Raw genomic sequence first — 24,961 nt, 5'->3', positions numbered from 1 at the left:
GATAAGCGCCTGGTTCGGGACAGCGAATTGAAAGGGCGCCCCTCACGCCAGGACGCTAGCTAGGTATAAGGCAAGCTGACCTCTCTGCTCCAACGCATTACTAGCCCCGTCTAGTCAAATCAGTCCAAGGCCCTGATCTGGACTTTCGCAACGCCATCAGAAATCAAGCCGATTGAACTGGCCGCATTGCGTGACAGATCAATAATCCGTCCACGTACGTGAGGGCCACGGTCATTGATGCGTACGACTGCACGCTTTCCGTTGCTCAGGTTGGTCACCTCGACTCGCGTGCCGAAGGGCAGCGTACGATGAGCTGCTGTCATCTCCGAAGGATTGTAGCGTTCTCCGCTGGCAGTGCGGCGTCCGGCATGGCGTTTGGCGTAGTAGGAAGCAAGGCCGGAGTCCTGGTAACCATGAACAGCAGCAGGTGACATGGGTGAAGAATAAGGCTCCCGGTTGGCACACCCGGCAAACAGTATGGTGAGCGATAGAAGAGCAATGCGTAGGCTCCATGACATATCGAAAGCTTCCTGGCGATTTGATATCAGATTGGCTATATGACTCTCTTGAGTTCAAGCCGTTTCGCTGTAATTACGTGCTGAAACACATTCCAGGACTAGTCCGACATTCAGCCCTGCAGATTGTATAAGCGTGCGTAATCTACAGGCGCAGGCCAAGTCCATCGCTCAGATGCTCGACTGCTTCGCATCGGCTGAAAAATAAAAATGAAGAAAGATGAAGTAGATTCGTGAGTGGCATAGCCATGACGCAAGGTTGCGTCATGGCTATCGGAGGAGGTTAACCTTCCAGCTTTTTCTTCAGCAATTCGTTGACTTGCTGAGGATTGGCCTTGCCTTTGGAGGCCTTCATCGCCTGGCCTACGAAGAAGCCAAACATCTTTCCGCGCTTGGCCTCATCACTGGCACGGTACTGCTCGACCTGGGCGGCGTTGGCTGTCAGGACTTCATCCAGCATGGACTCAATAGCGCCGGTGTCGGTTACCTGCTTGAGCCCCTTCTTTTCAATGATCTCATCGGCAGAACCTTCGCCAGCGGCCATGGCTTCAAATACCATCTTGGCGATCTTGCCGGAAATGGTGTTGTCCTTGATACGCAGGATCATATCGCCCAAATGCTCAGCAGAAACCGGCGAGTCGGCGATATCCAGGTCCTGCTTGTTGAGCAGGCTGGAAAGCTCACCCATGACCCAGTTGGCGGCCAATTTGGCATCGCCGCTGACCTGTTGGACCTGCTCGAAATAATCGGCCATTTCACGGCTGGACGAGAGGACCGTCGCGTCATACGTAGACAGGCCAAAATCACGCTCGAAGCGCTCACGCTTCTGCTGCGGCAGCTCCGGCAGCAGGCTGCGGGTCTCTTCAAGGAAGCTCTCTTCGATCACCACGGGCAGCAGGTCGGGATCAGGGAAGTAGCGGTAGTCATTTGCCTCTTCCTTGCTGCGCATGGAGCGAGTCTGGTCTTTATTCGGGTCATACAGGCGGGTTTCCTGAACAACCTTGCCACCATCCTCGATGAGCTCGATCTGGCGCTGGACCTCGTAGTTGATCGCCTTCTCGATGAAGCGGAAGGAGTTGACGTTCTTGATCTCGGCGCGCGTCCCGAACTCGGCCTGGCCTTTCGGGCGAACCGAAACGTTACAGTCGCAACGCAGCGAGCCTTCGTTCATGTTGCCATCACAAATGCCCAGGTAACGCACCAGTGCATGAATAGCCTTTACATAGGCGACGGCCTCCTTGGCGCTGCGGATATCCGGCTCGGAAACAATCTCCAGAAGCGGCGTGCCGGCGCGGTTCAGGTCGATGCCCGTCATGCCCTGGAAGTCCTCGTGCAGGCTCTTGCCTGCGTCTTCTTCCAGGTGCGCACGGGTGATGCCGATGCGCTTGACGGTACCGTCGTCCAACGTAATGTCTAGGTGGCCCTTGCCTACGATAGGCAGTTCCATCTGGCTGATCTGATAGCCCTTGGGCAGGTCAGGGTAGAAGTAGTTCTTGCGCGCAAAAACGTTACGCTGGCCAATGTGTGCGTCTATGGCCAGGCCAAACTTGACGGCCATGCGCACTGCTTCCTGGTTGACTACTGGCAGTACGCCGGGCATGCCCAGGTCGATCAGGCTGGCCTGGGTATTAGGCTCGGCACCAAAGGTGGTGGAGCTGCCAGAAAATATCTTCGATTTCGTGGAGAGCTGTGCGTGAATTTCCAGCCCGATCACGGTTTCCCATTGCATGTGAGTCGTCCTCTGCCTTCTATTCCAGGAACCCAGTCGGGGCTTTCGTATGCCAATCAGTCGCCTTCTGGTACTGATGGGCGATGTTGAGCAGGCGGCCTTCCTGGAAGTAGGGGGCCAGCAGCTGTACGCCAACGGGCAGGCCGTCGACAAAGCCGGCCGGCATCGAAAGACCAGGAACGCCGGCAAGGTTGGCAGTGATGGTATAGATATCCATCAGATATTCAGCCACGGGATCGTTGTTCTTCTCGCCGAGTTTCCACGCCACGCTGGGCGTCGTCGGGCCGAGAATGACGTCCACGTCATTAAAGGCGGTCATGAAGTCATTCTTGATCAGGCGGCGGATACGCTGTGCCTTCAGGTAGTAGGCATCATAGTAACCGGCAGAAAGTGCATAGGTGCCCACCATGATCCGGCGGCGAACCTCATCACCAAAGCCTTCTGCGCGAGAGCGTTTGTACAGGTCGGTCAGGTCTGCCGGGTCTTCACAGCGATAACCGAAACGTACACCGTCATAACGCGACAGGTTGGAAGACGCTTCCGCCGGTGCGATCACGTAATAGGCAGGAATCGCGTGCTGCATGTTTGGCAGACTGATGTCCTTGACGGTTGCGCCCAGCGCCTTCAACTCTTCTACAGCCTTGAGCGTAAGATCTGCGATACGGCTGTCCAAGCCCTCACCGAAATACTCTTTCGGCAGGCCAATGCGCAGGCCGGCGAGCGGCTTGTCCAGGCAGGCCAGATAGTCATCGACCGGTTGGTCTACGCTGGTGGAGTCCTTGGGGTCGAAGCCTGCCATTGCCTGCAAGAGTAGGGCGCAGTCTTCGGCGTTGCGAGCCAGCATGCCGCCTTGATCGAGGCTGGAGGCATACGCAATCATGCCCCAGCGGGAAACGCGTCCATAGGTAGGCTTGAGGCCAGTCAGGTTGGTTAGTGCCGCAGGCTGACGGATCGAGCCGCCGGTATCGGTACCGGTTGCAGCCGGGACGAGGCGAGCCGCTACTGCCGCCGATGAGCCACCTGAAGAACCGCCTGGAATACGAGAGGTATCCCAGGGATTCTTGACCGGGCCGTAGTGGCTGGATTCGTTGGCCGAGCCCATCGCGAACTCGTCCATATTCAATTTGCCCAGGCTTACAACGCCTGCATCTGCTAGCTTCTGAACCACAGTGGCGTTGTAGGGCGCGATGAAGTTATCAAGCATTTTCGAGCCGCAACTGGTGCGAATGCCCTGAGTGCAGAAGAGGTCTTTGTGTGCGATCGGTGCCCCCAGGAGCGCGCCGGTTTCGCCCGCTGATCGGCGCTGATCGGCGATTTTGGCCTGCTCAATGGCCTGTGTTTCCGTCACGGTGATAAAGCTGTTGAGCTGTGGATCAACCCGGGCGATGCGGTCCAGCAGGGCGCGAGTCAATTCCTCGGCAGAAAATTCCTTTGCCGATAGCGCACGGCTGATCTCGGCCAGGGTCAACGTATGCATAGGGGTGTCCTTCATTACTCAATCACCTTGGGTACCAGGAACAGGCCGTTTTCGACCGCCGGGGCGATAGTCTGGTAGGCGTCACGCTGATTGGTTTCGGTGACTTCGTCCGGTCGCAGGCGCTGTACGGCTTCCAGCGGGTGCGCCAAGGGTTCGACGTTATCGGTATTGACGGCCTGCATGCGATCAATCAGGCCGAGGATGTCATTCAACGTCCCGGTGGTCCGTTCAATATCGGCATCGTTAAGGCCTAGTCTGGCCAGGTGAGCGATCTTTTCGACGTCGGAGCGTTCGAGCGCCATCGGATTCTCCAGCAATATCGGGGCTTGACCATGGCGAAAGTCATAAATCGAGAGATTTGCACGGTAGGCGGTCAAGCACCGCGTTAAGAAAGGCCTAAAAGGGCCGCAGAAACGAGCAATCTAGCACATCACCGCCTTGCTCAAAATCCCTGCCGTTGTTAGAGTCTGCCGCAATTTTTCCCACGCGTTTCATCTGCGTGCCTGACGCCACCGCCTAGGGTCACTTCATGTTCAAAAAGTTGCGTGGCATGTTTTCCAGCGATCTGTCGATCGACCTGGGTACAGCCAATACCCTCATTTATGTCCGGGATCGCGGTATTGTCCTTGACGAGCCATCCGTTGTTGCCATTCGTACGCATGGCAATCAGAAGAGTGTAGTTGCCGTCGGTACCGACGCCAAACGCATGCTGGGTCGTACGCCTGGCAATATTTCTGCGATCCGACCGATGAAGGATGGTGTGATTGCAGACTTCAGCGTTTGTGAAAAAATGTTGCAGTACTTCATCAACAAAGTTCACGAGAACAGCTTTCTCCAGCCAAGTCCCCGTGTACTTATCTGCGTACCGTGCAAGTCCACTCAAGTCGAGCGCCGTGCCATTCGCGAATCGGCTCTGGGCGCTGGCGCCCGTGAAGTCTTCCTGATCGAAGAGCCGATGGCAGCTGCCATTGGCGCAGGTCTTCCGGTTGAAGAAGCGCGTGGTTCGATGGTAGTGGACATCGGTGGCGGCACCAGCGAGATCGCCTTGATCTCCCTGAACGGTGTTGTCTATGCCGAGTCCGTACGCGTAGGCGGTGACCGCTTCGATGAAGCGATCGTGACCTATGTCCGCCGCAACTACGGTAGCCTGATCGGTGAATCTACCGCTGAGCGCATCAAGCAGGAAATCGGTACGGCCTACCCGGGCGGTGACCTGCGTGAAATCGACGTCCGCGGTCGCAATCTGGCTGAAGGCGTACCGCGTAGCTTTACGTTGAACTCCAACGAAGTGCTGGAAGCCCTGCAGGAATCGCTGGCAACCATCGTCCAGGCGGTCAAGAGCTGTCTTGAGCAATCCCCGCCGGAGTTAGCTTCGGATATTGCCGAGCGCGGTCTGGTCCTGACCGGTGGTGGTGCTCTGCTACGTGATCTGGATAAGCTCCTGGCGCAGGAAACCGGCCTGCCGGTGATCGTGGCGGAAGATCCTCTGACGTGTGTTGCCCGCGGTGGCGGCAAGGCGTTGGAGATGATGGACCGTCACGCTATGGATCTTCTTTCCACCGAATAAGTCGCATGCATGAATATCAGGGCCTGCGTAGCGGGCCTTGGTGTTGTCATGATTGACGCTTCGAGGACGAGACCATCAAGCGTATATTTTCCAAGGGTCCTTCGCTTGGCGTCCGTCTGCTGGCTCTGGCTGTTCTGTCTGTCAGCCTGATGGTGGTAGATGCCCGCTTCGATTATCTGAAGCCGGTGCGCAGCGAAATGGGCCTGGTGCTTACACCATTCTATTGGGCAGCCGATCTCCCGGTTCGTGCCTGGCAAGCCGTGCGCGATCAGTTTTCCAGCCGTACTGAAATCATGGCTGAAAACGAGCGCCTCAAGGCTGAAGCACTGCTTATGCAGCGTCGCCTGCAAAAGCTGGCGGCTTTGACCGAGCAAAACGTACGCCTTCGGGAATTGCTCAACTCTGCCGCCTTGGTAGACGACAAAGTGCTGGTCAGCGAGCTGATTGGCGTCGATCCGAATCCATTTACTCACCGTATCCTGATCGACAAAGGCGCGAAGGATGGGGTCTTTATCGGCCAGCCGGTGTTAGACGCCAGTGGGTTGATGGGGCAGGTGGTCGAAGTCATGCCCTATGCCGCCCGTGTCCTGCTGTTGACGGATGTCACCCATAGCATTCCTGTTCAGGTCAACCGCAATGGCTTGCGTGCCATTGCTATGGGAACCGGTAACCCTGAGCGCCTTGAGCTGCGCCATGTGGCGGATACCGCCGATATCAAGGAAGGCGATCTACTGGTCAGCTCTGGCCTGGGGCAGCGTTTTCCCGCAGGGTACCCGGTCGCGACCGTGACCGAAGTGGTGCATGATTCAGGGCAACCGTTTGCCATCGTGCGAGCTGTACCTACTGCCAAGCTGAACCGCAGTCGCTATGTGCTATTGGTCTTCAGTGATCCACGCACACCAGAGGAGCGGGCGTACGACGCTGCTCGGGCCCAAGAAGAGGCGGATCGCAAAGTGTCCCAGGAACAGCAGGGGACAACCCCAGCGGCAACCTCGCCCGCCCAGGTTAATAATCCCGCTCAGCCAGCCAATGGCAATAACAAGACACCGGCGACCAACGCGGCGGCTCCAGCAGCTCAGCCGGCTAAACCCCAGGCTCAGCCCGCGAAGCCTGCCGCCAAGCCGCAGGCCAGCCAGGCCCCGGCTGCCTCGACACAACGCGCCCAGGAGGCCCGTTAATGGCCTTTCGGATCGGCCATAACGGCTGGGTTATCTGGCTGACATTGTTGGTGGGGCTGTTGCTTTCGGTTGCGCCAATGCCGGACTTCATGGAAATCGGGCGGCCCTTATGGCTGTCCATGTTCTTGACGTTCTGGACGTTGGCGCTGCCTCACCGGGTAGGCCTGAGTACGGCCTGGGTTTTCGGATTGGCAGAGGACGTACTGTACGGAAATCTGCTTGGCCAGAATGCCCTGATTCTGAGCCTGGTAGTTTTTCTGGTGCAATCATTACAACAGCGGCTTCGCGTCTTTCCCATTTGGCAGCAGGGCTTTGTGCTGCTGGTCGTCTATGGCATCTCGCAGCTGGTTCAGCTCTGGCTGAACACGTTGACGGGTAATCGCCCACCCACGCTGGTATTTCTTGCGCCCTCCCTGGTCAGCGCCTTGCTCTGGCCTTGGGTATATCTGGTGCTACGTGATTTGCGAACGCGTTTCAATGTAAGTTGACGTGGCGTCGGCGGCTGATCTGCTGACGTGAGCGTTTCAAGGAGCCTTCTATGCCACGTCTGTATCTTGCTTCCGGATCTCCACGCCGTCGTGAGTTGCTTGAGCAAATCGGTGTGCCGTTCGAACGTCTTTCGGCCGAAATTAATGAGGCCGTGCTGCCTGGCGAGACGGCAGATGCCTATGTCGAACGTCTTGCCAGAAGCAAGGCACAGGCAGGTCTGGCACTTTTGTCTGGTGACACGGTTGATTGCGTCCTGGGAGCCGACACTAGCGTCGTATTGGATGGGCATATTCTGGGCAAGCCGGAAAGCCGCGAGCATGGCATGGACATGTTGGTTCGCTTGAGCGGCAAGACGCATACCGTTCTGACCGCAGTTGCCGTAGCCAGTAAGGACCTGTGCCTGGCGCGTGTCGTGTCGAGCGAAGTAACGTTCAGGCCTATCAGTGAAGACGAGCGTCAAGCCTATTGGGCAAGCGGTGAGCCGGCCGACAAGGCAGGCGGTTACGGAATCCAAGGGCTGGGCGCTGTCTTTGTTCAACATATAGCAGGAAGCTATAGCGGCATCGTCGGACTCCCCCTTTGTGAAACAGCGGAGCTTTTATCAACGTTTGGCATACCATGCTGGCAGCCCAATGTACCTCGTTGAAAAGGTTAATACCCTAGATAGCGCCGATACCGATAAGCTGCAAGACACCTCGAATAATGGATAAGTCTATGAGCGAAGAAATCTTGATCAACATCACCCCGATGGAGTCTCGGGTGGCGGTTGTTGAAAACGGCGTTCTGCAAGAGGTTCATATCGAACGCACGATGCGCCGGGGCATTGTAGGCAATCTGTATCAAGGCAAGGTTGTCAGAGTCCTGCCTGGGATGCAGGCGGCCTTTGTGGATATTGGGCTGGCCAGGGCCGCTTTTATTCATGCTGCCGAGATTTCTACCCGCGAGGGCAGTGCTGTCGAAAGCATCAGTGCCCTGGTTCATGAGGGGCAAAGTCTGGTCGTTCAGGTCACGAAGGATCCGATCGGAACCAAGGGGGCGCGCCTGACGACGCACCTTTCAATTCCCTCGCGCTATCTGGTGTACATGCCCAAGACCAATCATGTGGGCATCTCGCTGAAAATCGAAGACGAAGCCGAGCGTGAACGGCTCAAGAACATTGTTGAAAAGTGCATCGCCAACGAGTGTATCGAGGAAGCCGGTGGCTTTATTCTTCGTACGGCGGCGGAGGGCGCGCGTGAAGATGAAATCAAGGCGGATATCCGCTACTTGCGGCGGCTGTGGGCTCAGATTCATTCTCAGATGAACAAGGTGCCTGCGCCTACAACCATCTATGAAGACCTTGACCTTCCATTGCGTACCTTGCGGGATCTGGTCAGTCCGCGCAGTGAAAAGATTCGTGTGGACTCGCGGGAAAACTTCCAGCGAATTGGCCAGTTTGTGTCCGAGCTGATGCCTGAAGTATCTGATCGCCTGGAGCATTATCCTGGCGAGCGTCCGATTTTCGATTTGTATGGCGTCGAGGATGAAATCCAGAAGGCGCTTGAGCGAAAGGTCATGCTCAAGTCGGGCGGGTATCTGATCATCGATCAGACCGAGGCGATGACTACGATAGACGTGAATACAGGTGCATTCGTAGGGCACCGTAACCTGGAAGAGACGATCTTCAAAACCAATCTTGAGGCAGCTACGGCAATTGCCCGGCAATTACGGCTGCGAAACCTGGGCGGCATCATCATTATCGATTTCATCGATATGGAAGATGAAGAGCATCAGCGCCAAGTGCTTCGCAATCTGGAGAAGCAGCTGGAGCGCGATCACGCCAAAACCAACATCATTGGCATTACTGAGCTTGGTCTCGTCCAGATGACGCGCAAGCGCACACGTGAGAGCCTGTCGCAGGTCCTGTGTGAGCCTTGTCCGGCGTGCCAGGGACGCGGCATGCTGCGGACGGCTGAAACTATCTGCTACGAAATCTTCCGTGAAATTTTGCGCGAAGCACGCGCTTACCAGGCAAACTCCTATCTCGTGTTGGCCAATCAGAAGGTGGTAGACCGTCTTCTTGATGAGGAGTCAGGCAATGTAGCGGACCTGGAAGCTTTTATCGGTCGAACGATCAAGTTTCAGGTCGAACCTATGTACTCCCAGGAGCAATATGATGTTGTACTGCTGTAAGCCGCTGAGCTTAGGCTGATGGCAGGGTTGGGCCGCTTCATCGGAACACTCCTGCGCCTTGGTTTCGGTCTGTGTGCTCTGATCCTGATCCTGCTGGCGCTTTATGTCAGCGTAGGGCGCCAACTCATACCGGGCGTTGCCGAGTATAGAGCCGACGTTGAGGCGCGCTTGAGCAGTGCCTTGAAGCAGCCTGTACGCCTGGGCGCCTTGAAGGGAAGCTGGCAAGGACTCAATCCTGTCATTGACCTGCAGGACCTGGAACTGGGTGAGGGCAGCCAGCCTCTGCATCTGGAGCGAATCAGGGTTGTGCCGAATATGTTCCAGAGCCTCCTGCACTGGCAGCCCATACTGAGTTATGCCAGCCTCGACGGTGTACGACTCGAGTTGCTGGAGGAAGCGGATGGGCGCTGGCGTATCGCAGGACTGCCCCAGCGTGATGATGAGCAAAAGCCTTTTGATCCCGCACCGCTTCTCAAGTGGCTGCCCTCGCTTGGGCGACTATCAGTACTCAATGGACAGCTCAGCGTTTTATCCCACGAAGGAAAAGTGTTTACGCTGCGCTATGTCGAGGCAACGCTGTCTACGAGACGTAACGGCGACGTCCGCCTCGATGCGCGTTTGAATCTACCTGACGGGCAGCCCTTGGCGTTGGACGTCCAGGGGCAGGTCGATTCGGCGCATTGGCAGGACAGCCGATTCAAGAGCTATTTGAGCCTGCCCCAGACGGACTGGGCACAGTGGGTGCCGCGTACTCTGACGCGGCAGTGGCAGCTGCATGAGTTACATGCAGGAGGAGAGGTCTGGCTTGACTGGGCTCATGGAGTGCCTCAAGACGCAGCCTTGCGACTCAATGCGGCTCGGCTGGTGGCTTCGTATGGTACCCGTGCGCCTGCTGGTCTTGATGACCTCGCCCTAAACCTTGCATTTACCCGCGAGAAAAACGGCTGGCGAGCTATCGGTTCCGATCTGGCGGTAAGCCTTGGGGAGAAGCGCTGGAGTGGTGTGACATTAGCGGTTCAGCGCAATAATGCAGCGGATCGCTGGCAGGTACGTGCCGACCGGCTCGATCTGGCACCATTGACGGCCGCCGTCCAGGCACTTGCGCCTTTACCTGAAAATGTGGCGTCAGCGGTATCGGCACTTAGTCCGCATGGTGCGCTACGTAACATCTCGCTGGACTACCAACCCCAGGAAAGTCTTGCTGATCGTCTGGCGTTTGCAGCCAACCTAGAAAAGGTAGGGTTCTCGGCCTATCACGGTGCGCCGGCTGTCGAAAATGCCAGCGGTAGTGCAACTGGCGGACTGCAGCATGGCGAATTACGGCTGGACACTACTAACTTCTCGCTGCATCTGGCCACCCTGTTTCCTGAACCGTGGCAGTACCGTACAGCCAATGCACGCTTGAACTGGTCCTTAAGCGATGACAGCTTTACCTTGTCGAGTCCGTTGATGCGCGTCTCGGGTGAAGAGGGTGATGCCGCCGGTGACATGTTCATACGGCTGGCGCGCAAGCCAGGCATTGAAAGCTACATGGACCTGCGTGTTGGGCTGCGCAATGGTGATGCGCGCTATACCGCCAAGTATCTGCCTACCCGGACACCCGCGATGAGTGGTCCTCTGGCTGACTGGCTCAAGACTGCGATCAAGGGTGGCCATATCGATGAAGGTATTTACCAGTATCAGGGTTCCCTGATGCACGATGCACCGCCGGGTGCACGTACCATGAGTCTTTTTTTTCGCGTCCACGACGCATTGCTTGCCTACCAGCCGGGTTGGCCAGAGTTGCGTGAGGCCAGCGGCGATATAGTCATTGAAGATGATGCTGTTCGCATTCAGGTACCGGAAGGGCGAATCCTGGATACCCAGGTCAGCAAGGCAAATGTCACCATCCCGCTGCGACATGATGGCAGTACGGTCCATCTGTATCTGAAAAGCGACTTGGACAGCAGTGTAAAGGACGGGCTCACGATCTTGCAGGAGACGCCGTTACCGACAGCCAAGACATTCAAAGGATGGCGGGGGGAAGGGGCTCTAAAGGGTAAGCTTGACCTGGATTTGCCTTTTGATCATGGGCTACCGCCCAAGGTGATTGTGGATTTCGTGGCTAATGGGGCCCGGTTACAGCTGGCAAATCCCATGCTCGATGTCACCAATATCCGCGGTACGTTTCGCTATGACACGACACGAGGCTTGAGCGCACCGGATATCAAGGCGCAGGTATTGGGCAGTCAGGCCCACGGCAAGGCGTTCGCCGAAGGTAACCAGACCGATCCCAAGACCCGCCTCGTGGCTGAGGGCAAGGTAGCGCTCGGTCAGCTTACCCAATGGCTGGGTGTTGGAGGCCGGCCCTTGCCGGTGTCAGGCAATATTCCGTATCGCATGAGCCTGACCCTGGCAAACGAGGCCAGCGAAATCGTAGTAGCCTCGAATCTTCAAGGGGTAGCTATTGATCTGCCGGCACCGTTTGGCAAGGATTCGCAGACCGCCCATGATGGCTTTTTCAGCATGACGCTTAATGGGCCCGAGCGTCGTTATGAGGCGACGTATCAAGACTTGGCGGATGCCGTTATCGTCGTCCCGCCGGATCGCTTGACCGAGGCCCGTGGTGAGGTTGTTCTGGGAAATGGCACAGCCAATCTCCCGAGCGGTCCGGGAATCCGTGTTCGTGGCGTCCTAGATCGTCTCGTGCTGAGTGAATGGCAGGTCGCTATCGAAAAGTACGTTACGCCTGGTAAGGAACCAGCTACGCGCTCCAGCGGTGGGCCTGCCGCGTCCGATTCCATGCTCTCAATGTTTACGGACGGGCAGCTCAAGGTAGGGCATTTCGAAGGTTTCGGTCAGACCGTCGAAAACCTTGCTGTTCAGGTGGAACCACAAAGTAATGTCTGGGTGCTTACGCTCGATAGCTCGGTCATTGCCGGCCAGGTGCGTTTGCCGGAAGACCGCAAGGTACCCATTACGCTTGCGCTCAAACACTTGGACTTTCCCAGTCATGCTGCTCCGGCAGGGGGTGCCAAGCCCGTCGAAAGTCCTGATCCCCTAGCGGATATCGACCCGCATGGCCTGCCGGCAATGGACGTATCGATTGATACCCTTTCGCTGGGCGGTGAGCCTGTTGGCGCACAGCGACTCAGGATCCGGCCAACGACGGCAGGAGTGCGCTTTTCAGACCTGAACCTCTATCTGAAGGGGCTGAAGGTCGAAGGTACGATGGATTGGGAGGGGTTGCCGGGCACTACGCGTACACGGTATAGCGGTCGTCTCTCGGGTGACAACGTTGCCGATGTATTGCTGGCCTGGAAATTTGCATCCAGTGTGACCAGTCGCGAGTTTCGTCTTGATGCCAACGTCAGCTGGCCTGGCTCGCCAGCCTGGGCGGGGCTGAATCGTCTGTCCGGTACACTGGATGCCAGCCTGCGTAACGGACAGTTGCGTCAGGTTGAAGGCTCTGCATCAGCGCTCCGAGTGTTTGGCCTGCTCAATTTCGAGGCCATACGGCGGCGGCTGCGGCTGGACTTTTCCGATATTTTTGGCCGCGGCCTGAGTTACGACACGATCAGCGGGTTACTGGAAGCGCAAAACGGTGTTTTTCTAACCCGGAAACCCATCATTCTGGATGGTCCTTCTACTGATATGCAGATGCAGGGTACGCTGGACCTGGCCCATGATCAGGTTGACGCCCATTTGCAGGTTGGATTGCCATTGACCAACTCATTGCCTATCGCAGCGTTGATTGCCGGAGCACCTGCCATAGGCGGAGCCCTGTTCATTGTGGATCGCTTGATTGGTGATAGGGTAACCCGCATGGCCAGTGTGAATTATCACATCCATGGGCCCTGGCAAAATCCACAGATGACACTGGGCAAGAAGTGAACCCTGCGCAAAAGAAATGCAGGCTGTTCTGCCATGACAGAAGTCGGTTGAGCGTAAGCGGATCCTCTGCGTAGCATAGACAAGTCAATACGAGGTGGGCTATGACGTTTGCGGTAATCCAGATGGTCAGCCAAGACGACATAGAGGCCAATCTTGCTACGGCATACCGTCTGCTTGAGCAGGCGGCCAAGGCTGGAGCACAGCTGGCGGTCCTGCCCGAGAATTTCGTTGCGATCGGTCACTCCAATCCAGCCATGATCGGCCAGGCGGAGGCGCTAGGAGCAGGGCCAATCCTGCCTTGGTTAAGCTGTTCTGCTCGTGCATTGGGGCTCTGGATTGTCGCCGGGACATTACCGCTTCCTCCAGATGATCAGCCATATGCCAAGCCAAGGGCGTGCTGCCTGTTGATCAATGATCAAGGGGAGCGAGTAGCTCGTTATGACAAGCTGCATCTCTTCAATGCCCGTGTAGATGACCGGCAGGGTAGCTATCGAGAGGGTGATCACTATGCGGAAGGCCAGGATATCGTCGTGGCGGATACTCCTGTAGGGCGGCTTGGCTTGACGGTTTGCTATGACTTGCGTTTCCCTGAGTTGTACACCTCTCTACGTGAGGCCGGTGCCGAGTTGATTGCTGCGCCTTCGGCATTCACGGCTGTTACGGGAAAGGCTCATTGGGATATCTTGATACGTGCCCGGGCTATCGAAACGCAATGTTATATTCTGGCCGCTGCGCAGGGAGGCTTGCATCCGCGGGGTCGGGAGACCTGGGGTCACTCCGCTATTATCGATCCTTGGGGGCGCGTCCTTGAAGAGTCGCCTACAGGGGAGGCTGTCATGATTGGACGGCGTGATATTGGCAAGCAACAAGCATTACGCGAACGGATGCCGATTACTCAGCATCGTCGCTTTGGTTTTGCAACATCGCCCTTGCCAAGCCACGAATGACCACAATCGACTTGATTGGGCATTTCCATTAAGCACAACGCGCAAGACGCGCTAAGGTCAATAAAGAAGATCTGTGTTGTTTCAACGTGTTGTGCACGCCTTGCATAAGACCTTTCGGCTATTGGAGTAAGCATGAGCCAATACCTGACTTCTGTCAGTCAACATCTTCTCAATCCAGGTGGGCTTGAAATCGACAGCCTGCCAGCGGTTCTTCATCAACTGGCGGGACCAGGAATCGACGCCGCCGATCTGTATTTCCAAAGCATGATTTCCGAGTCTTGGCTGCTTGAGGACGGCATCGTCAAGGAAGGCGGCTTTCATATGGACCAAGGCGTTGGTGTCCGTGCTCAATCAGGTGAAAAGACCGGGTTTGCCTACAGTAACGCCATCACGCTGGATGCCTTGAGCCAGGCTGCCCAGGCTGCACGTTCCATCTCACGCAGTGGGGATAAAGGCAAGGTTCAGGTATTCAGCCACATCGAGCCGGTACGGCTTTACCCCGAAGAAAACCCATTGGATGTCTTGAGCCGTGCGGAGAAAGTCGAGCTGCTCAAAAATATTGACGTAGCCACGCGGGCTCTGGATCCCCGTATCCAACAGGTTACGGTCAGCCTTTCCGGTGTCTGGGAGCAGGTGCTTGTCGCCGCCAACGATGGAACGCTGGCGGCGGATGTACGTCCTCTGGTGCGCTTCAATGTCAACGTGGTCGTCGAGCAGAATGGTCGCCGGGAACGTGGCAATAACGGCGGTGGCGGACGCACGGATTATCGTTACTTCCTGCGTGAAGACCGTGCCATGAGCTACGCGCGCGAAGCGGTGCGGCAGGCCTTGGTAAATCTGGAGGCTGTTGCCGCTCCAGCGGGTACGCTACCGGTTGTGTTGGGCTCGGGATGGTCTGGCGTCCTGTTGCACGAAGCTGTAGGTCATGGCCTGGAAGGTGATTTCAACCGCAAGGGCAGTTCGGCCTACAGCGGGCGTATGAACGAGCGTGTAGCTTCATCGCTATGCACCATTGTCGATGATGGCACTCTCCCTGATCGCCGTGGTTCGGTATCGGTCGATGACGAAGGCACGCCAGGTGCCTACAACGTGCTTATCGAGAATGGCATCCTCAAGGGATACATGCAGGACAAGCTCAATGCCCGGCTTATGGGAGTGGCACGTACCGGCAACGGGCGGCGTGAATCTTATGCGCACCTGCCCATGCCTCGCATGACCAACACCTATATGTTGGCAGGTGAAAGCGACCCGGCAGAAATCATCGCCTCGGTCGAGCATGGCCTGTATTGTGCCAGCCTGGGGGGCGGTCAGGTCGATATCACCAGCGGTAAATTTGTCTTTACGACCAATGAGGCTTACCTGATCGAGAACGGCAAGGTGACCCGGCCGGTGAAGGGCGCCACGCTGATAGGAAACGGTCCGGAAGTCATGACTCAGGTATCGATGGTCGGCAATGACCTGTCGCTGGACAACGGTGTTGGCACGTGCGGTAAGGAAGGCCAGTCAGTTCCGGTTGGCGTAGGCCAGCCAACTCTGAAAATTGATGCCATCACGGTAGGAGGAACGGGTGCCTGACGGGCAGGCAAGGGCCGCGTATTAACGCAGGCCCCGCTTGGTATCATCCAGTTCACGGATGTACTTGAACAGTTTACGTGCCGCTGACGGCGGCTTGTTATGCGCCTGCTCGTGTTGGGCGTGACGGATCAACTGGCGCAGGTGCTGGCGATCAGCGTCCGGGTAGTCTTCGACAAAAGCCTGCAGGACCTCGTCGCTACCACCCAGCAGACGATCCCGCCAGCGTTCAAGGGCGTGAAAGCGCTCGTTGTACTGGCGGGTCGAGGAATCGACTTGTTCGAGCATGGCCATGATCGCATCAAGATCCTGATCGCGCATCAGTTTGCCCAGGTACTGGGTATGTCGCTTCCGGGCGACGTTGGCTTTGTGCTTGGGAGCCTCGGCCAAAGCGCGGCGCAAAGGCTCGGTCAAGGGGAGGCGGTCAAGCAGGTCAGGGCTCATCCCGGCGAGGCGCGCGCCAAGGTCCTGCAGGGCATGCAATTCGCGCTTGATCTGCGATTTGCTCTTCTCTCCGGAGAAGGAGTCGTCGTCAAGAAAATCAGACATGAGGGTGGTCCATAACTAAAGGTCGCCATCATAACGAGTTGAAGGTCGGTTGTCCGGTCCGCCGGGCTGCCAACGCTGTATAGGAGAGAAGCATGAATCAATCCGTGGAAGCTGTCGGCCCGGCTGCCTTACCTGCCTTGCGTGAACAGGTCGAGCGCATTTTGGCAGAGGCGCGTCAGCAGGGTGCCACTGCTTGTGAGGTCTCGGTATCTGTTGAGCAGGGGTTATCTACAACCGTTCGCAAGGGCGAGGTTGAAACGGTTGAGTTCAATCGTGATGAGGGCTTCGGTATTACCTTGTACGTAGGGCACCGCAAGGGCTCGGCCAGTACGTCCGCAACGGGCGAAAATGCTATCCGTGAGACAGTAGCCGCGGCTCTTGCCATTGCTCAGCACGCTTCCGAAGACGAATATTCAGGTTTGGCCGATCCGGAAAAAATGGCCAAGAGCCTACCTGACCTGGACCTGTTCCATCCCTGGAGCATTACGCCTGACGAGGCGATCGAGAAAGCGCTTATTTGCGAGTCAGCGGCCTTCGCAGCCAATCCCAAAATCACCAATGCTGATGGGACAAGCCTCAACACTCATCAGGGTTGCCGTATCTATGGCAACAGCCACGGCTTTATCGGTGGGTATGCCAGCAGTCGCCACAGCCTGAGCTGCGTCATGATTGCGGAAAGTAATGGCCACATGCAGCGCGATTACTTTTACGACGTCAATCGTGTGGCTGAAGAGTTGATGGACCCTGTCTATATCGGTCAGCGCGCAGCAGAACGGGCGGTGAGTCGCTTGGGAGCTCGTCCGGTTCCAACAGCCCAGGTTCCTGTGCTGTTTGCGCCTGAACTGGCCTCAGGATTGTTCAGTAATTTTCTGGCTGCCATTTCTGGCAGCAACCTCTATCGCAAGACGACCTTCCTGGAAGGCGCAATGGGGCAGCAACTCTTCCCCGAGTGGTTATCTGTCGATGAGCGTCCATTAATCCCCAGGGCATTGGGCAGTGCATCGTTCGATAATGAAGGACTGGCGACCTATGCCAAGCCCTTTATCGATAAAGGTGAGTTGGTTTCCTATTTGTTGGGCACCTATTCCGCCCGCAAGCTGGGGATGCAAAGTACAGCCAATGCCGGAGGCGTGCATAACCTGTTTGTCAGTCACGGCAGTGATGACCAGGCGGCCCTGATCCGTCGCATGGGCAAAGGACTTCTTGTAACCGAACTCATGGGGCAGGGGGTCAATCTGGTAACGGGCGACTATTCACGGGGCGCTGCCGGTTATTGGGTCGAAAACGGCGAAATACAGTTTCCGGTGCAGGAAGTCACTATTGCGGGGCGTCTTCAGGATATGTTTCGCAACATCGTTGCGATCGGTTCGGATGTAGATCGTCGCGGTGGTATTCGAACCGGATCGGTGCTGATTGAGTCCATGACTCTGGCCGGACGTTGATTCAAGCTTTTGCGCCTGCTAATCAAACTACTGTAGGCAGGCGTAAAACGTCGCTTTCGTTTGTCGAATCTGTTAGATATGTTATTGATAAAGAATCTCATTTCTTATGAAGTCTGGTTTTATGGGGTGACAGGTCTTTAATTCTGGCCAGTTAACCCATAGCTAATAACTTTCAGCGTCAAGCCTCACTGGCGCGCTTCACTCAGCAGTAAACACGTGAACGTTCGAGTAACACGGGTCTGCCCTTAGGCAGACGATAGTTATCCTCACATCAGGAGACGACATCATGCCTCATACGCTTCCAGCTTTACCTTATGCCTACGATGCACTGGAACCTCACATCGATGCGCAGACAATGGAAATTCACCATACCAAGCATCATCAGACCTACATCAATAATCTGAATGCTGCGCTCGAGGGGACCGGCCTTGAGTCCTTGCCGGTAGAAGAACTGCTGACTCAACTGGACAAGCTGCCTCAAGATAAGCGTGGTGTGGTAGTAAACAACGGCGGCGGACATGCCAACCACTCTCTGTTCTGGACCGTTATGACTCCGCAAGGCGGTGGTAACCCGGAAGGTGAATTGGCTCAGGCGATTGATTCCCAGTTGGGCGGTATGGACGCATTCAAAGAAGCCTTTACCAAGGCTGCGGTGTCTCGCTTTGGCAGTGGCTGGGCATGGTTGAGCGTGACGCCTGAAAAGAAACTGGTTGTTGAAAGTACACTCAACCAGGACAGCCCCATCATGAATGGCAATACGCCTATTCTGGGCCTGGACGTATGGGAGCACGCATACTACCTGCGTTATCAGAACCGTCGTCCGGAATACATTGGTGCCTTTTACAATGTAGTCAATTGGCCTGAAGTTGCTCGTCGCTATCAGGCAGCAATGGCCTAACGGGGGTACAAGCGTCGTGATCTTCGCGGTGTAAGAGGTTCTTGCACCGCGTCCTCTAATCTTTTTTCGCCTCAGTAGGCCTATGCGTTCGATACAGACGTTTTTATCAAGTTATCTCGGATTGGCGTTGTGTATCGTCTTGCTATTTATTGGGGGCACTCTTCTCCAGTTCGAAGCCTTACAGGCGCTATTTCAAAGACCTTCCATGCAAAGCGCAGTGAAAGACGGCATGCTCTGTGCTCTAGGCACTGCGCTCGGTGCGCTCCCCGTACTTGCCGTTTCTCGTATTTCTGAGCGTCTGTCCAATACCATGTTGGGCTTTGGTGCAGGCGTCATGCTTGCGGCTACTGCCTTTTCCCTTCTATTGCCTGCATTGGATGCAGGGGGCTCGCTGGAGTATTCCAAGTGGGGCAGTGGAGCGGTAGTCAGCTGTGGAATCATGCTAGGCGTGCTTGGCATGCTAGGGTTGGAACGTGTCATGCCGGAGCAGGAGTTAGAGCAGCGTGATTCCATTTCCGCCGTAGAGCCGCGAATCCTACTGTTCGTTGCAGCCATTATTCTTCATAACATTCCCGAAGGCATGGCTGTCGGTGTAGCCGCAGGTGGTGCTGTTGAAGGGGCAGAGAGCTTGGCGCTTGGAATCGCCCTGCAGGACTTTCCGGAAGGGATGGTGATTGCGCTGGTGTTGGCTGGAGCTGGCGTAAACCGGTATAAAGCGGTGGGCATTGGCGCAGCCTCAGGGCTGGTTGAGCCGCTTTTCGCAGTCATTAGCGCCTGGCTGGTCAATTTCAGTCAGATGATGCTGCCCTGGGGGCTGTCGCTGGCAGCAGGTGCCATGCTGTTTGCCGTAACCCACGAAGTCATTCCTGAGGCGCACCTTAAAAAGGGTCACCGCAGTGCTGCCACCGTAGGGCTCGGCATTGGTTTTTGTCTGATGATGGTAATGGATACCGCGTTAGGGTAGGGGAGCGTAGGCGATCATTCGCCTTCGTCGAACCGGTTGTTGATCAGTTCAATCAATGCCTGCAAGGCTTCTTCGCTCTGTTCGCCTTCCGTTGCCAAGTGAAGCATCGTGCCTTTGCCAGCAGCCAGCATCATAACAGACATGATGCTTTTCCCATCGATTGTGCTTTCAGGGCTTCTACCGACTCTGACTTCGCACGGAAAGCGCCCAGCCACACCGACGAACTTGGCCGCTGCGCGTGCATGCAGCCCTAGCTTATTGATGATGGTGATTTCTTGGGCGGGCATTACGTTGAGTGTCCTTAATCGCTATTGTCCAGGTAGGTCGCGGTGGCGAATCTGGACTTTTTTCAGTTTTGATTTGAGAGCTGTTCCCAGTCGCTGGGCAATGTAAACCGAGCGGTGGTGGCCTCCCGTACAGCCAATCGCAATCGTTACATAAGAGCGATTGTTAGCGGCGAAATTGGGCAGCCATTTAGACAGGTAATTATAGATGTCTTGGTAGAGCCCTTCGACCTCGGGTTGCTCCTCCAGATACTCGATCACGGGTTGATCTAGACCTGAAAGCTCCCTGAGCTCTGCTTTCCAATAGGGATTGGGCAGGAAGCGGATATCGAAAACCATATCTGCATCAACCGGGAGGCCTCGTTTGAAACCAAACGACTCGATTAGAAACGCAGTGCCAGGCTCGGGTGCATTGAGCAAGCGTAGCTTGATCATGTCCTTGAGCTGATAAAGATTCAGATGAGTGGTGTCGATCTTCAGGTCAGCCAGATCGGCAATAGGCATCAGCAGCTGACGCTCATCCTCAATGGCTTCAGCCAGCGAACGATACTCGCTCGTAAGCGGATGACGACGGCGGGTTTCCGAGAACCGTTTGAGCAGTGTCTGATCATCTGCATCCAGATACAGCACATCGCAACGGATATGGCGTGATCTGACTTGCTCAAGCAGCTCGGGAAAGCGTTGTAGCTGGCTAGGCAGGTTGCGGGCGTCGATAGACAGGGCTATCTGAGACTGAGCCCCTTCGGATTCAGTCAGGGCGCGCTCGGACAGGTCCGGTAAAAGACCGGCAGGTAGATTATCGATGCAATAAAAGCCGTTGTCTTCCAGCACATCTAGTGCTGTGCTTTTGCCAGATCCGGAGCGTCCACTGACGATAATCAGATGCATGTTAATGACCGCTTTGGGCGTCGATAACTATTTGATAGAGCCCATTGCTAGTAGTTGCATGGCGCAGTCGGTCGCGGATTTCAGTCTTATCCAGCATTGCTGCAATCTGACGCAACAACTCCAGATGCTGCTCGGTAGCGGCTTCGGGTACCAGCAGGACGAAAATAAGGTCTACTGGCGCTCCGTCGAGTGAGTCGAAGTCTACCGGTGTTTGCAGGTGGCACAGCACACTAATAGGCTCCTTGGAGCCACTCAGGCGGCAGTGAGGAATAGCTATTCCATTGCCGAAACCGGTCGACCCTAACTTTTCTCGGGCCATGAGGCTTTCGAAAATCGAGTGAGCGTCTTGCCCTGGCAGGTCAGTCGCAGCAATTTCAGAAATCTGCTGAAGCACACTTTCTTTGCTGACACCTGGCACGCTCACGTGTGAGCGGCCAGGTGTCAGAATGGTTTCTAATCGAATCATAGGGTGATGTTAAGTCTCAACGGACGCCCAACCCTTGCTGCCTCTCGAGCTGTTTCTCTTTGTGTTTGATCAACTGGCGGTCGAGTTTATCGGTGAGAAGGTCGATGGCAGCGTACATGTCTTCATGTTCGGCATTTGCAACGACAGACGCACCTGCAACATGCAAGGTGGCTTCAACTTTCTGTTTCAGTTTATCGACCTGCATGATTACCTGAGCACTGGTAATGCGATCGAAGTGGCGTTCAAGTCGGGCGAGCTTTTCTCCAACGTAGCTGCGAAGGGAGTCGGTAACATCCAGTTGATGCCCACTGATGTTGACTTGCATACCGCGTTCTCCTTATTGCCGTGGTGTAACAGGCAGGCATTAGGCCTGCCGAAGAAACACTGTTGAGCGATAAGCGCCTCTTTCCCCCGCGCTCGCAGTCCGCTCGTGGCGAGCCGCCTAAGTCTAGACCAGCCTTTTCCGTTCACTCGATGGAGCAATGCCCAGCGACTCACGGTATTTGGCTACAGTCCGACGCGCGACCTGTATGCCTTGTGACTCCAGTAAACCAGCGATCTTGCTGTCGCTCAATGGCTTTTTTGCATTTTCGGCAGCAACAAGTTTTTTGATGATGGCGCGAATGGCGGTCGACGAGCATTCACCGCCCTCGGCCGTGCTTACGTGACTGGAGAAGAAGTATTTCAATTCGTATATGCCACGAGGCGTGTGCATATACTTTTGGGTGGTCACACGAGAAATTGTGGACTCGTGCATGCCAACCGCCTCGGCAATATCGTGAAGTACGAGTGGTTTCATGGCTTCTTCGCCATACTCTAGAAAGCCACGCTGATGCTCGACGATTTGCGTCGCAACCTTCATCAGGGTCTCGTTACGGCTCTGCAGACTCTTAATGAACCAGCGAGCTTCCTGCAACTGGTTACGCATGAAAGTGTTATCTGCACTGCTGTCGGCACGTTTCACGAAACCGGCATATTGTGAGTTTACGCGTAGCCGCGGCACCGCCTCCTGGTTCAGCTCAACCAGCCAACGGTCATTATGTTTGCGCACGATGACATCAGGAACTACATACTCGGCTTCACCTGATTCAATCTGGGAGCCTGGCCGGGGGTGCAAGCTTTGAATCAGCTCAATTACGTCGCGTAACTCATCTTCCTTGATCTTCATGCGGCGCATGAGCTGGCTGTAATCGCGGCTGCCTAGGACGTCCAGATAATCTGTGACCAAGCGCTTGGCTTCCGCCAGCCGTGGTGTTTTGCCAGAAAGTTGATTGAGTTGCAGCAGCAGGCATTCCTTGAGATTACGTGCGCCTACGCCTGCCGGTTCGAACTGTTGAACACGACGTAAAACCACTTCGACTTCATCAATCTCTACCTCAAGCTCAGGATCTAGCGAGGCGTGTATGTCTTCGAGTGATTCTTCGAGGTAGCCATCATTATTGATGCCGTCGATGATCGACATGGCGACCATGCGATCCACGTCCGACATCGGGGCCAGATTCAGTTGCCAGAGAAGATGGCTCTGCAGACTTTCACCTGTCGATGTTCTGGAGGTGAAATCCCATTCATCGTCGTCAGAGCTCGGAAGGCTGCTCGCGCTTGTCTGATAGATATCTTCCCATGCAGTATCGACGGGAAGCTCATTGGGGATGCGGTCACTCCATTCAGACTCGTCGGACTCAGAGGTCTCTATCGAGGGAGCCGTATCCTTGAACGTAACCTCCTGGCTACCAGGATTCGATAACTCCTCGCCATCGGCAAGCGGGTCGCTGTGATCAAAATCATCGCCTTCTTCTTGCCGCTCGAGCATGGGGTTGGATTCCAGGGCTTCCTGAATTTCCTGCTGGAGATCAAGCGTCGAAAGTTGAAGCAAGCGAATGGCCTGTTGCAGCTGAGGAGTCATGGTCAGCTGCTGGCCCATCTTTAAAACTAACGATGGTTTCATGGCTGCGGGCTTAGCACCTTAATCTACAGACGCGAACTGCGCCACGGAGCCCACCAGATAATTTGGTAGGGATGAGCAAATTATATGCCTGGTTTTTACCCTTTTGCCTAGAGGCGGAATTCGTGCCCCAGATAAACTTCCTTAACCAGGTCGTTGGCTAGCACGCTTTCGGCATCGCCTTCAGCAATCAGCTGTCCGTCATTCACAATATAAGCCATCTCACAGATTGTGAGGGTTTCCCGAACATTGTGATCCGTGATCAAAACGCCAATGCCTTTGGCTTTCAAGTGGCGAATGATTTGCTTGATATCACCCACTGAAATAGGGTCGACACCGGCAAAGGGCTCATCCAGCAGAATGAACTTGGGCGCCGTGGCTAGGGCGCGAGCAATCTCAACGCGACGACGTTCCCCACCCGACAGGCTCATGCCTAGGTTGTCACGAATATGGGTGATGTGAAATTCCTGAAGCAGCGACTCGAGCGCCTGGGTGCGTCCGTTTCGGTCCAGGTCCTTGCGTGTTTCAAGGATGGCCATGATGTTGTTGGCCACGGTCAGCTTGCGGAATATCGATGCTTCCTGGGGGAGATAACCGATACCTGCCTGCGCTCTGCCGTGCATAGGCAGATTGGTGACATCCTGGTTATCGATCAGGACACGGCCATGATCGGCGTTGACCAACCCTACGATCATATAAAAGCATGTCGTCTTGCCTGCACCGTTAGGTCCGAGCAGTCCCACGATCTGGCCGCTTTCGATGGTCAGGCTGACATCCCGGACCACTTGGCGACCCTTATAGCTCTTGGCCAGATGCTGGGCTTTGAGCAGTACTGTCATTGAGCTTGCCCCGGCTGCTGGTCTTTGTTCTTGGGCTGGATGACCATGTCGATACGTGGTCTTGGCGTGGTGATCTTGTTACCGTTTGCACGGCCAGCATTCACGATCTGGCGCTGGGTGTCGTAAACGATCTTTTCGCCTTCGAACGTATTGCCTTGCTGTTCAACGCGTGCCTGGTCGATCAGAACGATTCGGTTTTCATCCGCATAGTACTGGATAGTCAGGCCGTAAGCCTTCACCGTATCTTTGTCCGCCGATGGCTTCTGCTCATAGTGAGCCGGCTTGCCAACGGCAGTGGCGACCTTGATATTGCCGTTGTTGTCCTGGGTGATGGTCACGGTGTTACCCGTGATCTTCATCGTGCCTTGCGTAATGATGACGTCGCCTCGATAAACCGCTACGTTCTGCTTGTCATCGAGTTCGGCGCTGTCGGCCTGTACCCGGATGGGCTGGTTGCGGTCAGAAGGTAGAGCCCAGGCGTTAACGCTTCCGAACGTAGCGCCCAGGGTTAAAAGAAGGGGTAGAGATTTAACGAACCTCATGCTGGCCTCTTACATTGGACAGCAGGAGCATTCTGCCGTCATTCAGGTACGCTTTCATGCCTTTCGCTGTGGTCACGCTATTAGCGGCCTCAATCTTAACGGCTTGCTCAGTCTGCGCATAATTTTTGTCAGGAAAAACAGTCATTCGCGTCGTCGTCATCACGATAGGGCGGCCCTTTTCGTCTGTACGCTCGACTCTTACATCATCGATCAACTCAGCCTGTGTACCTTTTGGCGCCACCTCGGCCCTTGCGCTGCGAACATGCCAGGGCAGGTCAGTACCGCGGTATGCCAGCATATCGGGTTTCGAAACCAGTGTGACATCGGTGGCCTGAACGTGATCAAGCCGTTCGGCTGTCATCTCGTATTGTACCTTTCCATCGGCACGGTACTGGATCGTTTTGACATTTGTTGCATAGGCATCAATGGCATTATCGGTCTGGGCATTGCCTGCCGGGTCATCGATAAACCGTTGCGGCAAGAGGTTCCAGTAACCGATAGCGACTAGCGCCAGGGCAATCAGGACATAAAGTACAGGTTTACGCAGTGTACGGAACATGACAAAAGGCCTGCAAAAGCATTGTAGTCAAACGGCGGCATAAAGCACGGCAAAGGCTCTGTACCATTT

24 protein-coding genes are annotated in these 24,961 nt (G+C 55.6%); 11 read left to right on the top strand and 13 right to left on the bottom strand.

All coding sequences use genetic code 11. The features are described 5' to 3' along the window. Nucleotides 1-119: 119 nt before the first annotated feature. From QWJ10_RS01865 to gatC, 4 genes are all read right to left on the bottom strand, one after another. Nucleotides 120-518 (bottom strand): septal ring lytic transglycosylase RlpA family protein, encoded by a 399-nt coding sequence (locus QWJ10_RS01865; RefSeq protein ID WP_010797264.1) that lies wholly within the window; start codon nt 516-518, stop codon nt 120-122. Nucleotides 519-798: 280 nt separating this feature from the next. After that, nucleotides 799-2,244: an Asp-tRNA(Asn)/Glu-tRNA(Gln) amidotransferase subunit GatB gene (gatB, locus tag QWJ10_RS01860; protein ID WP_125889400.1), complete on the bottom strand. Its 1,446-nt coding sequence runs from the start codon at nt 2,242-2,244 to the stop codon at nt 799-801. A 19-nt stretch (nt 2,245-2,263) separates the two neighbouring features. After that, complete coding sequence (gene gatA, locus QWJ10_RS01855; protein ID WP_289924530.1) at nt 2,264-3,721, bottom strand: Asp-tRNA(Asn)/Glu-tRNA(Gln) amidotransferase subunit GatA; 1,458 nt, start codon at nt 3,719-3,721, stop codon at nt 2,264-2,266. 14 nt (nt 3,722-3,735) lie between these two features. Then, on the bottom strand, nt 3,736-4,023 hold the full coding sequence (gene gatC, locus QWJ10_RS01850; RefSeq protein WP_010797267.1) for an Asp-tRNA(Asn)/Glu-tRNA(Gln) amidotransferase subunit GatC: 288 nt from the start codon (nt 4,021-4,023) through the stop codon (nt 3,736-3,738). A 227-nt stretch (nt 4,024-4,250) separates the two neighbouring features. Here gatC and mreB point away from each other — a divergent pair, with 227 nt between their 5' ends. The 8 genes from mreB to tldD all read left to right on the top strand — a co-directional run bounded on the left by mreB (nt 4,251) and on the right by tldD (nt 15,522). Then, a complete protein-coding gene (mreB, locus tag QWJ10_RS01845) occupies nt 4,251-5,288 on the top strand; it encodes a rod shape-determining protein MreB (protein ID WP_010797268.1) in 1,038 nt (345 codons plus the stop codon). An 83-nt stretch (nt 5,289-5,371) separates the two neighbouring features. Beyond that, nucleotides 5,372-6,466, top strand: a complete 1,095-nt coding sequence (gene mreC / locus QWJ10_RS01840) for a rod shape-determining protein MreC (RefSeq protein ID WP_197872059.1) — start codon at nt 5,372-5,374, stop codon at nt 6,464-6,466. After that, nucleotides 6,466-6,954, top strand: a complete 489-nt coding sequence (gene mreD / locus QWJ10_RS01835) for a rod shape-determining protein MreD (protein ID WP_010797270.1) — start codon at nt 6,466-6,468, stop codon at nt 6,952-6,954. The genes mreC and mreD overlap by 1 nt, the downstream gene beginning before the upstream one ends. 50 nt (nt 6,955-7,004) lie before the next feature. Beyond that, complete coding sequence (locus QWJ10_RS01830; protein WP_289923940.1) at nt 7,005-7,601, top strand: nucleoside triphosphate pyrophosphatase; 597 nt, start codon at nt 7,005-7,007, stop codon at nt 7,599-7,601. 68 nt (nt 7,602-7,669) lie between these two features. Then, nucleotides 7,670-9,127: a ribonuclease G gene (gene rng / locus QWJ10_RS01825; RefSeq protein ID WP_122043326.1), complete on the top strand. Its 1,458-nt coding sequence runs from the start codon at nt 7,670-7,672 to the stop codon at nt 9,125-9,127. An 18-nt stretch (nt 9,128-9,145) separates the two neighbouring features. After that, entirely contained in the window at nt 9,146-13,000 is a 3,855-nt protein-coding gene (locus QWJ10_RS01820; protein WP_289923936.1) for a YhdP family protein, read from the top strand. Nucleotides 13,001-13,101: 101 nt separating this feature from the next. Next, a complete protein-coding gene (locus tag QWJ10_RS01815; protein ID WP_289923934.1) occupies nt 13,102-13,947 on the top strand; it encodes a carbon-nitrogen hydrolase family protein in 846 nt (281 codons plus the stop codon). Nucleotides 13,948-14,079: 132 nt separating this feature from the next. Beyond that, a complete protein-coding gene (gene tldD, locus QWJ10_RS01810; RefSeq protein WP_019365681.1) occupies nt 14,080-15,522 on the top strand; it encodes a metalloprotease TldD in 1,443 nt (480 codons plus the stop codon). A 21-nt stretch (nt 15,523-15,543) separates the two neighbouring features. On the opposite strand, the gene yjgA is transcribed toward tldD, so the two are convergent. Then, the gene (yjgA, locus tag QWJ10_RS01805) at nt 15,544-16,068 is read right to left on the bottom strand and encodes a ribosome biogenesis factor YjgA (RefSeq protein ID WP_019365680.1); all 525 of its coding nucleotides are present in this window, start codon (nt 16,066-16,068) and stop codon (nt 15,544-15,546) included. A 92-nt stretch (nt 16,069-16,160) separates the two neighbouring features. On the opposite strand from yjgA, the gene pmbA reads away from it, so the two are divergent. The 3 genes from pmbA (at nt 16,161) to QWJ10_RS01790 (ending at nt 19,372) form a co-directional block, all read left to right on the top strand. Beyond that, nucleotides 16,161-17,510, top strand: a complete 1,350-nt coding sequence (gene pmbA / locus QWJ10_RS01800) for a metalloprotease PmbA (protein WP_122043323.1) — start codon at nt 16,161-16,163, stop codon at nt 17,508-17,510. A gap of 286 nt (nt 17,511-17,796) precedes the next feature. Then, nucleotides 17,797-18,408, top strand: a complete 612-nt coding sequence (locus QWJ10_RS01795; protein WP_019365678.1) for a superoxide dismutase — start codon at nt 17,797-17,799, stop codon at nt 18,406-18,408. A gap of 82 nt (nt 18,409-18,490) precedes the next feature. Then, nucleotides 18,491-19,372, top strand: coding sequence for a ZIP family metal transporter (locus QWJ10_RS01790; protein WP_289923927.1), 882 nt, complete (start codon nt 18,491-18,493; stop codon nt 19,370-19,372). Nucleotides 19,373-19,386: 14 nt separating this feature from the next. Here QWJ10_RS01790 and QWJ10_RS01785 read toward each other — a convergent pair whose 3' ends face one another. From QWJ10_RS01785 to lptC, 8 genes are all read right to left on the bottom strand, one after another. After that, the gene (locus tag QWJ10_RS01785) at nt 19,387-19,659 is read right to left on the bottom strand and encodes an HPr family phosphocarrier protein (protein WP_010797280.1); all 273 of its coding nucleotides are present in this window, start codon (nt 19,657-19,659) and stop codon (nt 19,387-19,389) included. A 21-nt stretch (nt 19,660-19,680) separates the two neighbouring features. Beyond that, nucleotides 19,681-20,544 (bottom strand): RNase adapter RapZ, encoded by an 864-nt coding sequence (gene rapZ / locus QWJ10_RS01780; protein WP_197871981.1) that lies wholly within the window; start codon nt 20,542-20,544, stop codon nt 19,681-19,683. A 1-nt stretch (nt 20,545) separates the two neighbouring features. Further along, on the bottom strand, nt 20,546-21,010 hold the full coding sequence (gene ptsN, locus QWJ10_RS01775; RefSeq protein ID WP_125889389.1) for a PTS IIA-like nitrogen regulatory protein PtsN: 465 nt from the start codon (nt 21,008-21,010) through the stop codon (nt 20,546-20,548). Between the two features lie 16 nt (nt 21,011-21,026). Further along, entirely contained in the window at nt 21,027-21,335 is a 309-nt protein-coding gene (raiA, locus tag QWJ10_RS01770) for a ribosome-associated translation inhibitor RaiA (RefSeq protein ID WP_010797283.1), read from the bottom strand. 123 nt (nt 21,336-21,458) lie between these two features. Continuing rightward, on the bottom strand, nt 21,459-22,955 hold the full coding sequence (locus QWJ10_RS01765) for an RNA polymerase factor sigma-54 (RefSeq protein ID WP_289923920.1): 1,497 nt from the start codon (nt 22,953-22,955) through the stop codon (nt 21,459-21,461). Between the two features lie 107 nt (nt 22,956-23,062). Further along, nucleotides 23,063-23,791 (bottom strand): LPS export ABC transporter ATP-binding protein, encoded by a 729-nt coding sequence (lptB, locus tag QWJ10_RS01760; RefSeq protein WP_010797285.1) that lies wholly within the window; start codon nt 23,789-23,791, stop codon nt 23,063-23,065. Then, on the bottom strand, nt 23,788-24,333 hold the full coding sequence (gene lptA, locus QWJ10_RS01755) for a lipopolysaccharide transport periplasmic protein LptA (RefSeq protein WP_010797286.1): 546 nt from the start codon (nt 24,331-24,333) through the stop codon (nt 23,788-23,790). The genes lptB and lptA overlap by 4 nt, the downstream gene beginning before the upstream one ends. Then, nucleotides 24,320-24,892: an LPS export ABC transporter periplasmic protein LptC gene (gene lptC / locus QWJ10_RS01750; RefSeq protein WP_010797287.1), complete on the bottom strand. Its 573-nt coding sequence runs from the start codon at nt 24,890-24,892 to the stop codon at nt 24,320-24,322. Before lptC ends, lptA begins: the two co-directional genes overlap by 14 nt. Nucleotides 24,893-24,961: the final 69 nt, after the last annotated feature.

Source organism: Pseudomonas sp. WAC2 (assembly GCF_030403525.1).
In the GTDB taxonomy this organism is placed as follows: domain Bacteria; phylum Pseudomonadota; class Gammaproteobacteria; order Pseudomonadales; family Pseudomonadaceae; genus Chryseomonas; species Chryseomonas luteola.
This window is presented reverse-complemented; position numbering and strand designations above follow the sequence as displayed.

Coding starts and splice junctions, on each gene's coding strand:
- QWJ10_RS01865 (WP_010797264.1), bottom strand. CDS start 518: ATGTCATGGAGCCTACGCATTGCTCTTCTATCGCTCACCATACTGTTT.
- gatB (WP_125889400.1), bottom strand. CDS start 2,244: ATGCAATGGGAAACCGTGATCGGGCTGGAAATTCACGCACAGCTCTCC.
- gatA (WP_289924530.1), bottom strand. CDS start 3,721: ATGCATACGTTGACCCTGGCCGAGATCAGCCGTGCGCTATCGGCAAAG.
- gatC (WP_010797267.1), bottom strand. CDS start 4,023: ATGGCGCTCGAACGCTCCGACGTCGAAAAGATCGCTCACCTGGCCAGA.
- mreB (WP_010797268.1), top strand. CDS start 4,251: ATGTTCAAAAAGTTGCGTGGCATGTTTTCCAGCGATCTGTCGATCGAC.
- mreD (WP_010797270.1), top strand. CDS start 6,466: ATGGCCTTTCGGATCGGCCATAACGGCTGGGTTATCTGGCTGACATTG.
- QWJ10_RS01830 (WP_289923940.1), top strand. CDS start 7,005: ATGCCACGTCTGTATCTTGCTTCCGGATCTCCACGCCGTCGTGAGTTG.
- rng (WP_122043326.1), top strand. CDS start 7,670: ATGAGCGAAGAAATCTTGATCAACATCACCCCGATGGAGTCTCGGGTG.
- QWJ10_RS01820 (WP_289923936.1), top strand. CDS start 9,146: ATGGCAGGGTTGGGCCGCTTCATCGGAACACTCCTGCGCCTTGGTTTC.
- QWJ10_RS01815 (WP_289923934.1), top strand. CDS start 13,102: ATGACGTTTGCGGTAATCCAGATGGTCAGCCAAGACGACATAGAGGCC.
- tldD (WP_019365681.1), top strand. CDS start 14,080: ATGAGCCAATACCTGACTTCTGTCAGTCAACATCTTCTCAATCCAGGT.
- yjgA (WP_019365680.1), bottom strand. CDS start 16,068: ATGTCTGATTTTCTTGACGACGACTCCTTCTCCGGAGAGAAGAGCAAA.
- pmbA (WP_122043323.1), top strand. CDS start 16,161: ATGAATCAATCCGTGGAAGCTGTCGGCCCGGCTGCCTTACCTGCCTTG.
- QWJ10_RS01795 (WP_019365678.1), top strand. CDS start 17,797: ATGCCTCATACGCTTCCAGCTTTACCTTATGCCTACGATGCACTGGAA.
- QWJ10_RS01790 (WP_289923927.1), top strand. CDS start 18,491: ATGCGTTCGATACAGACGTTTTTATCAAGTTATCTCGGATTGGCGTTG.
- QWJ10_RS01785 (WP_010797280.1), bottom strand. CDS start 19,659: ATGCCCGCCCAAGAAATCACCATCATCAATAAGCTAGGGCTGCATGCA.
- rapZ (WP_197871981.1), bottom strand. CDS start 20,544: ATGCATCTGATTATCGTCAGTGGACGCTCCGGATCTGGCAAAAGCACA.
- ptsN (WP_125889389.1), bottom strand. CDS start 21,010: ATGATTCGATTAGAAACCATTCTGACACCTGGCCGCTCACACGTGAGC.
- raiA (WP_010797283.1), bottom strand. CDS start 21,335: ATGCAAGTCAACATCAGTGGGCATCAACTGGATGTTACCGACTCCCTT.
- QWJ10_RS01765 (WP_289923920.1), bottom strand. CDS start 22,955: ATGAAACCATCGTTAGTTTTAAAGATGGGCCAGCAGCTGACCATGACT.
- lptB (WP_010797285.1), bottom strand. CDS start 23,791: ATGACAGTACTGCTCAAAGCCCAGCATCTGGCCAAGAGCTATAAGGGT.
- lptA (WP_010797286.1), bottom strand. CDS start 24,333: ATGAGGTTCGTTAAATCTCTACCCCTTCTTTTAACCCTGGGCGCTACG.
- lptC (WP_010797287.1), bottom strand. CDS start 24,892: ATGTTCCGTACACTGCGTAAACCTGTACTTTATGTCCTGATTGCCCTG.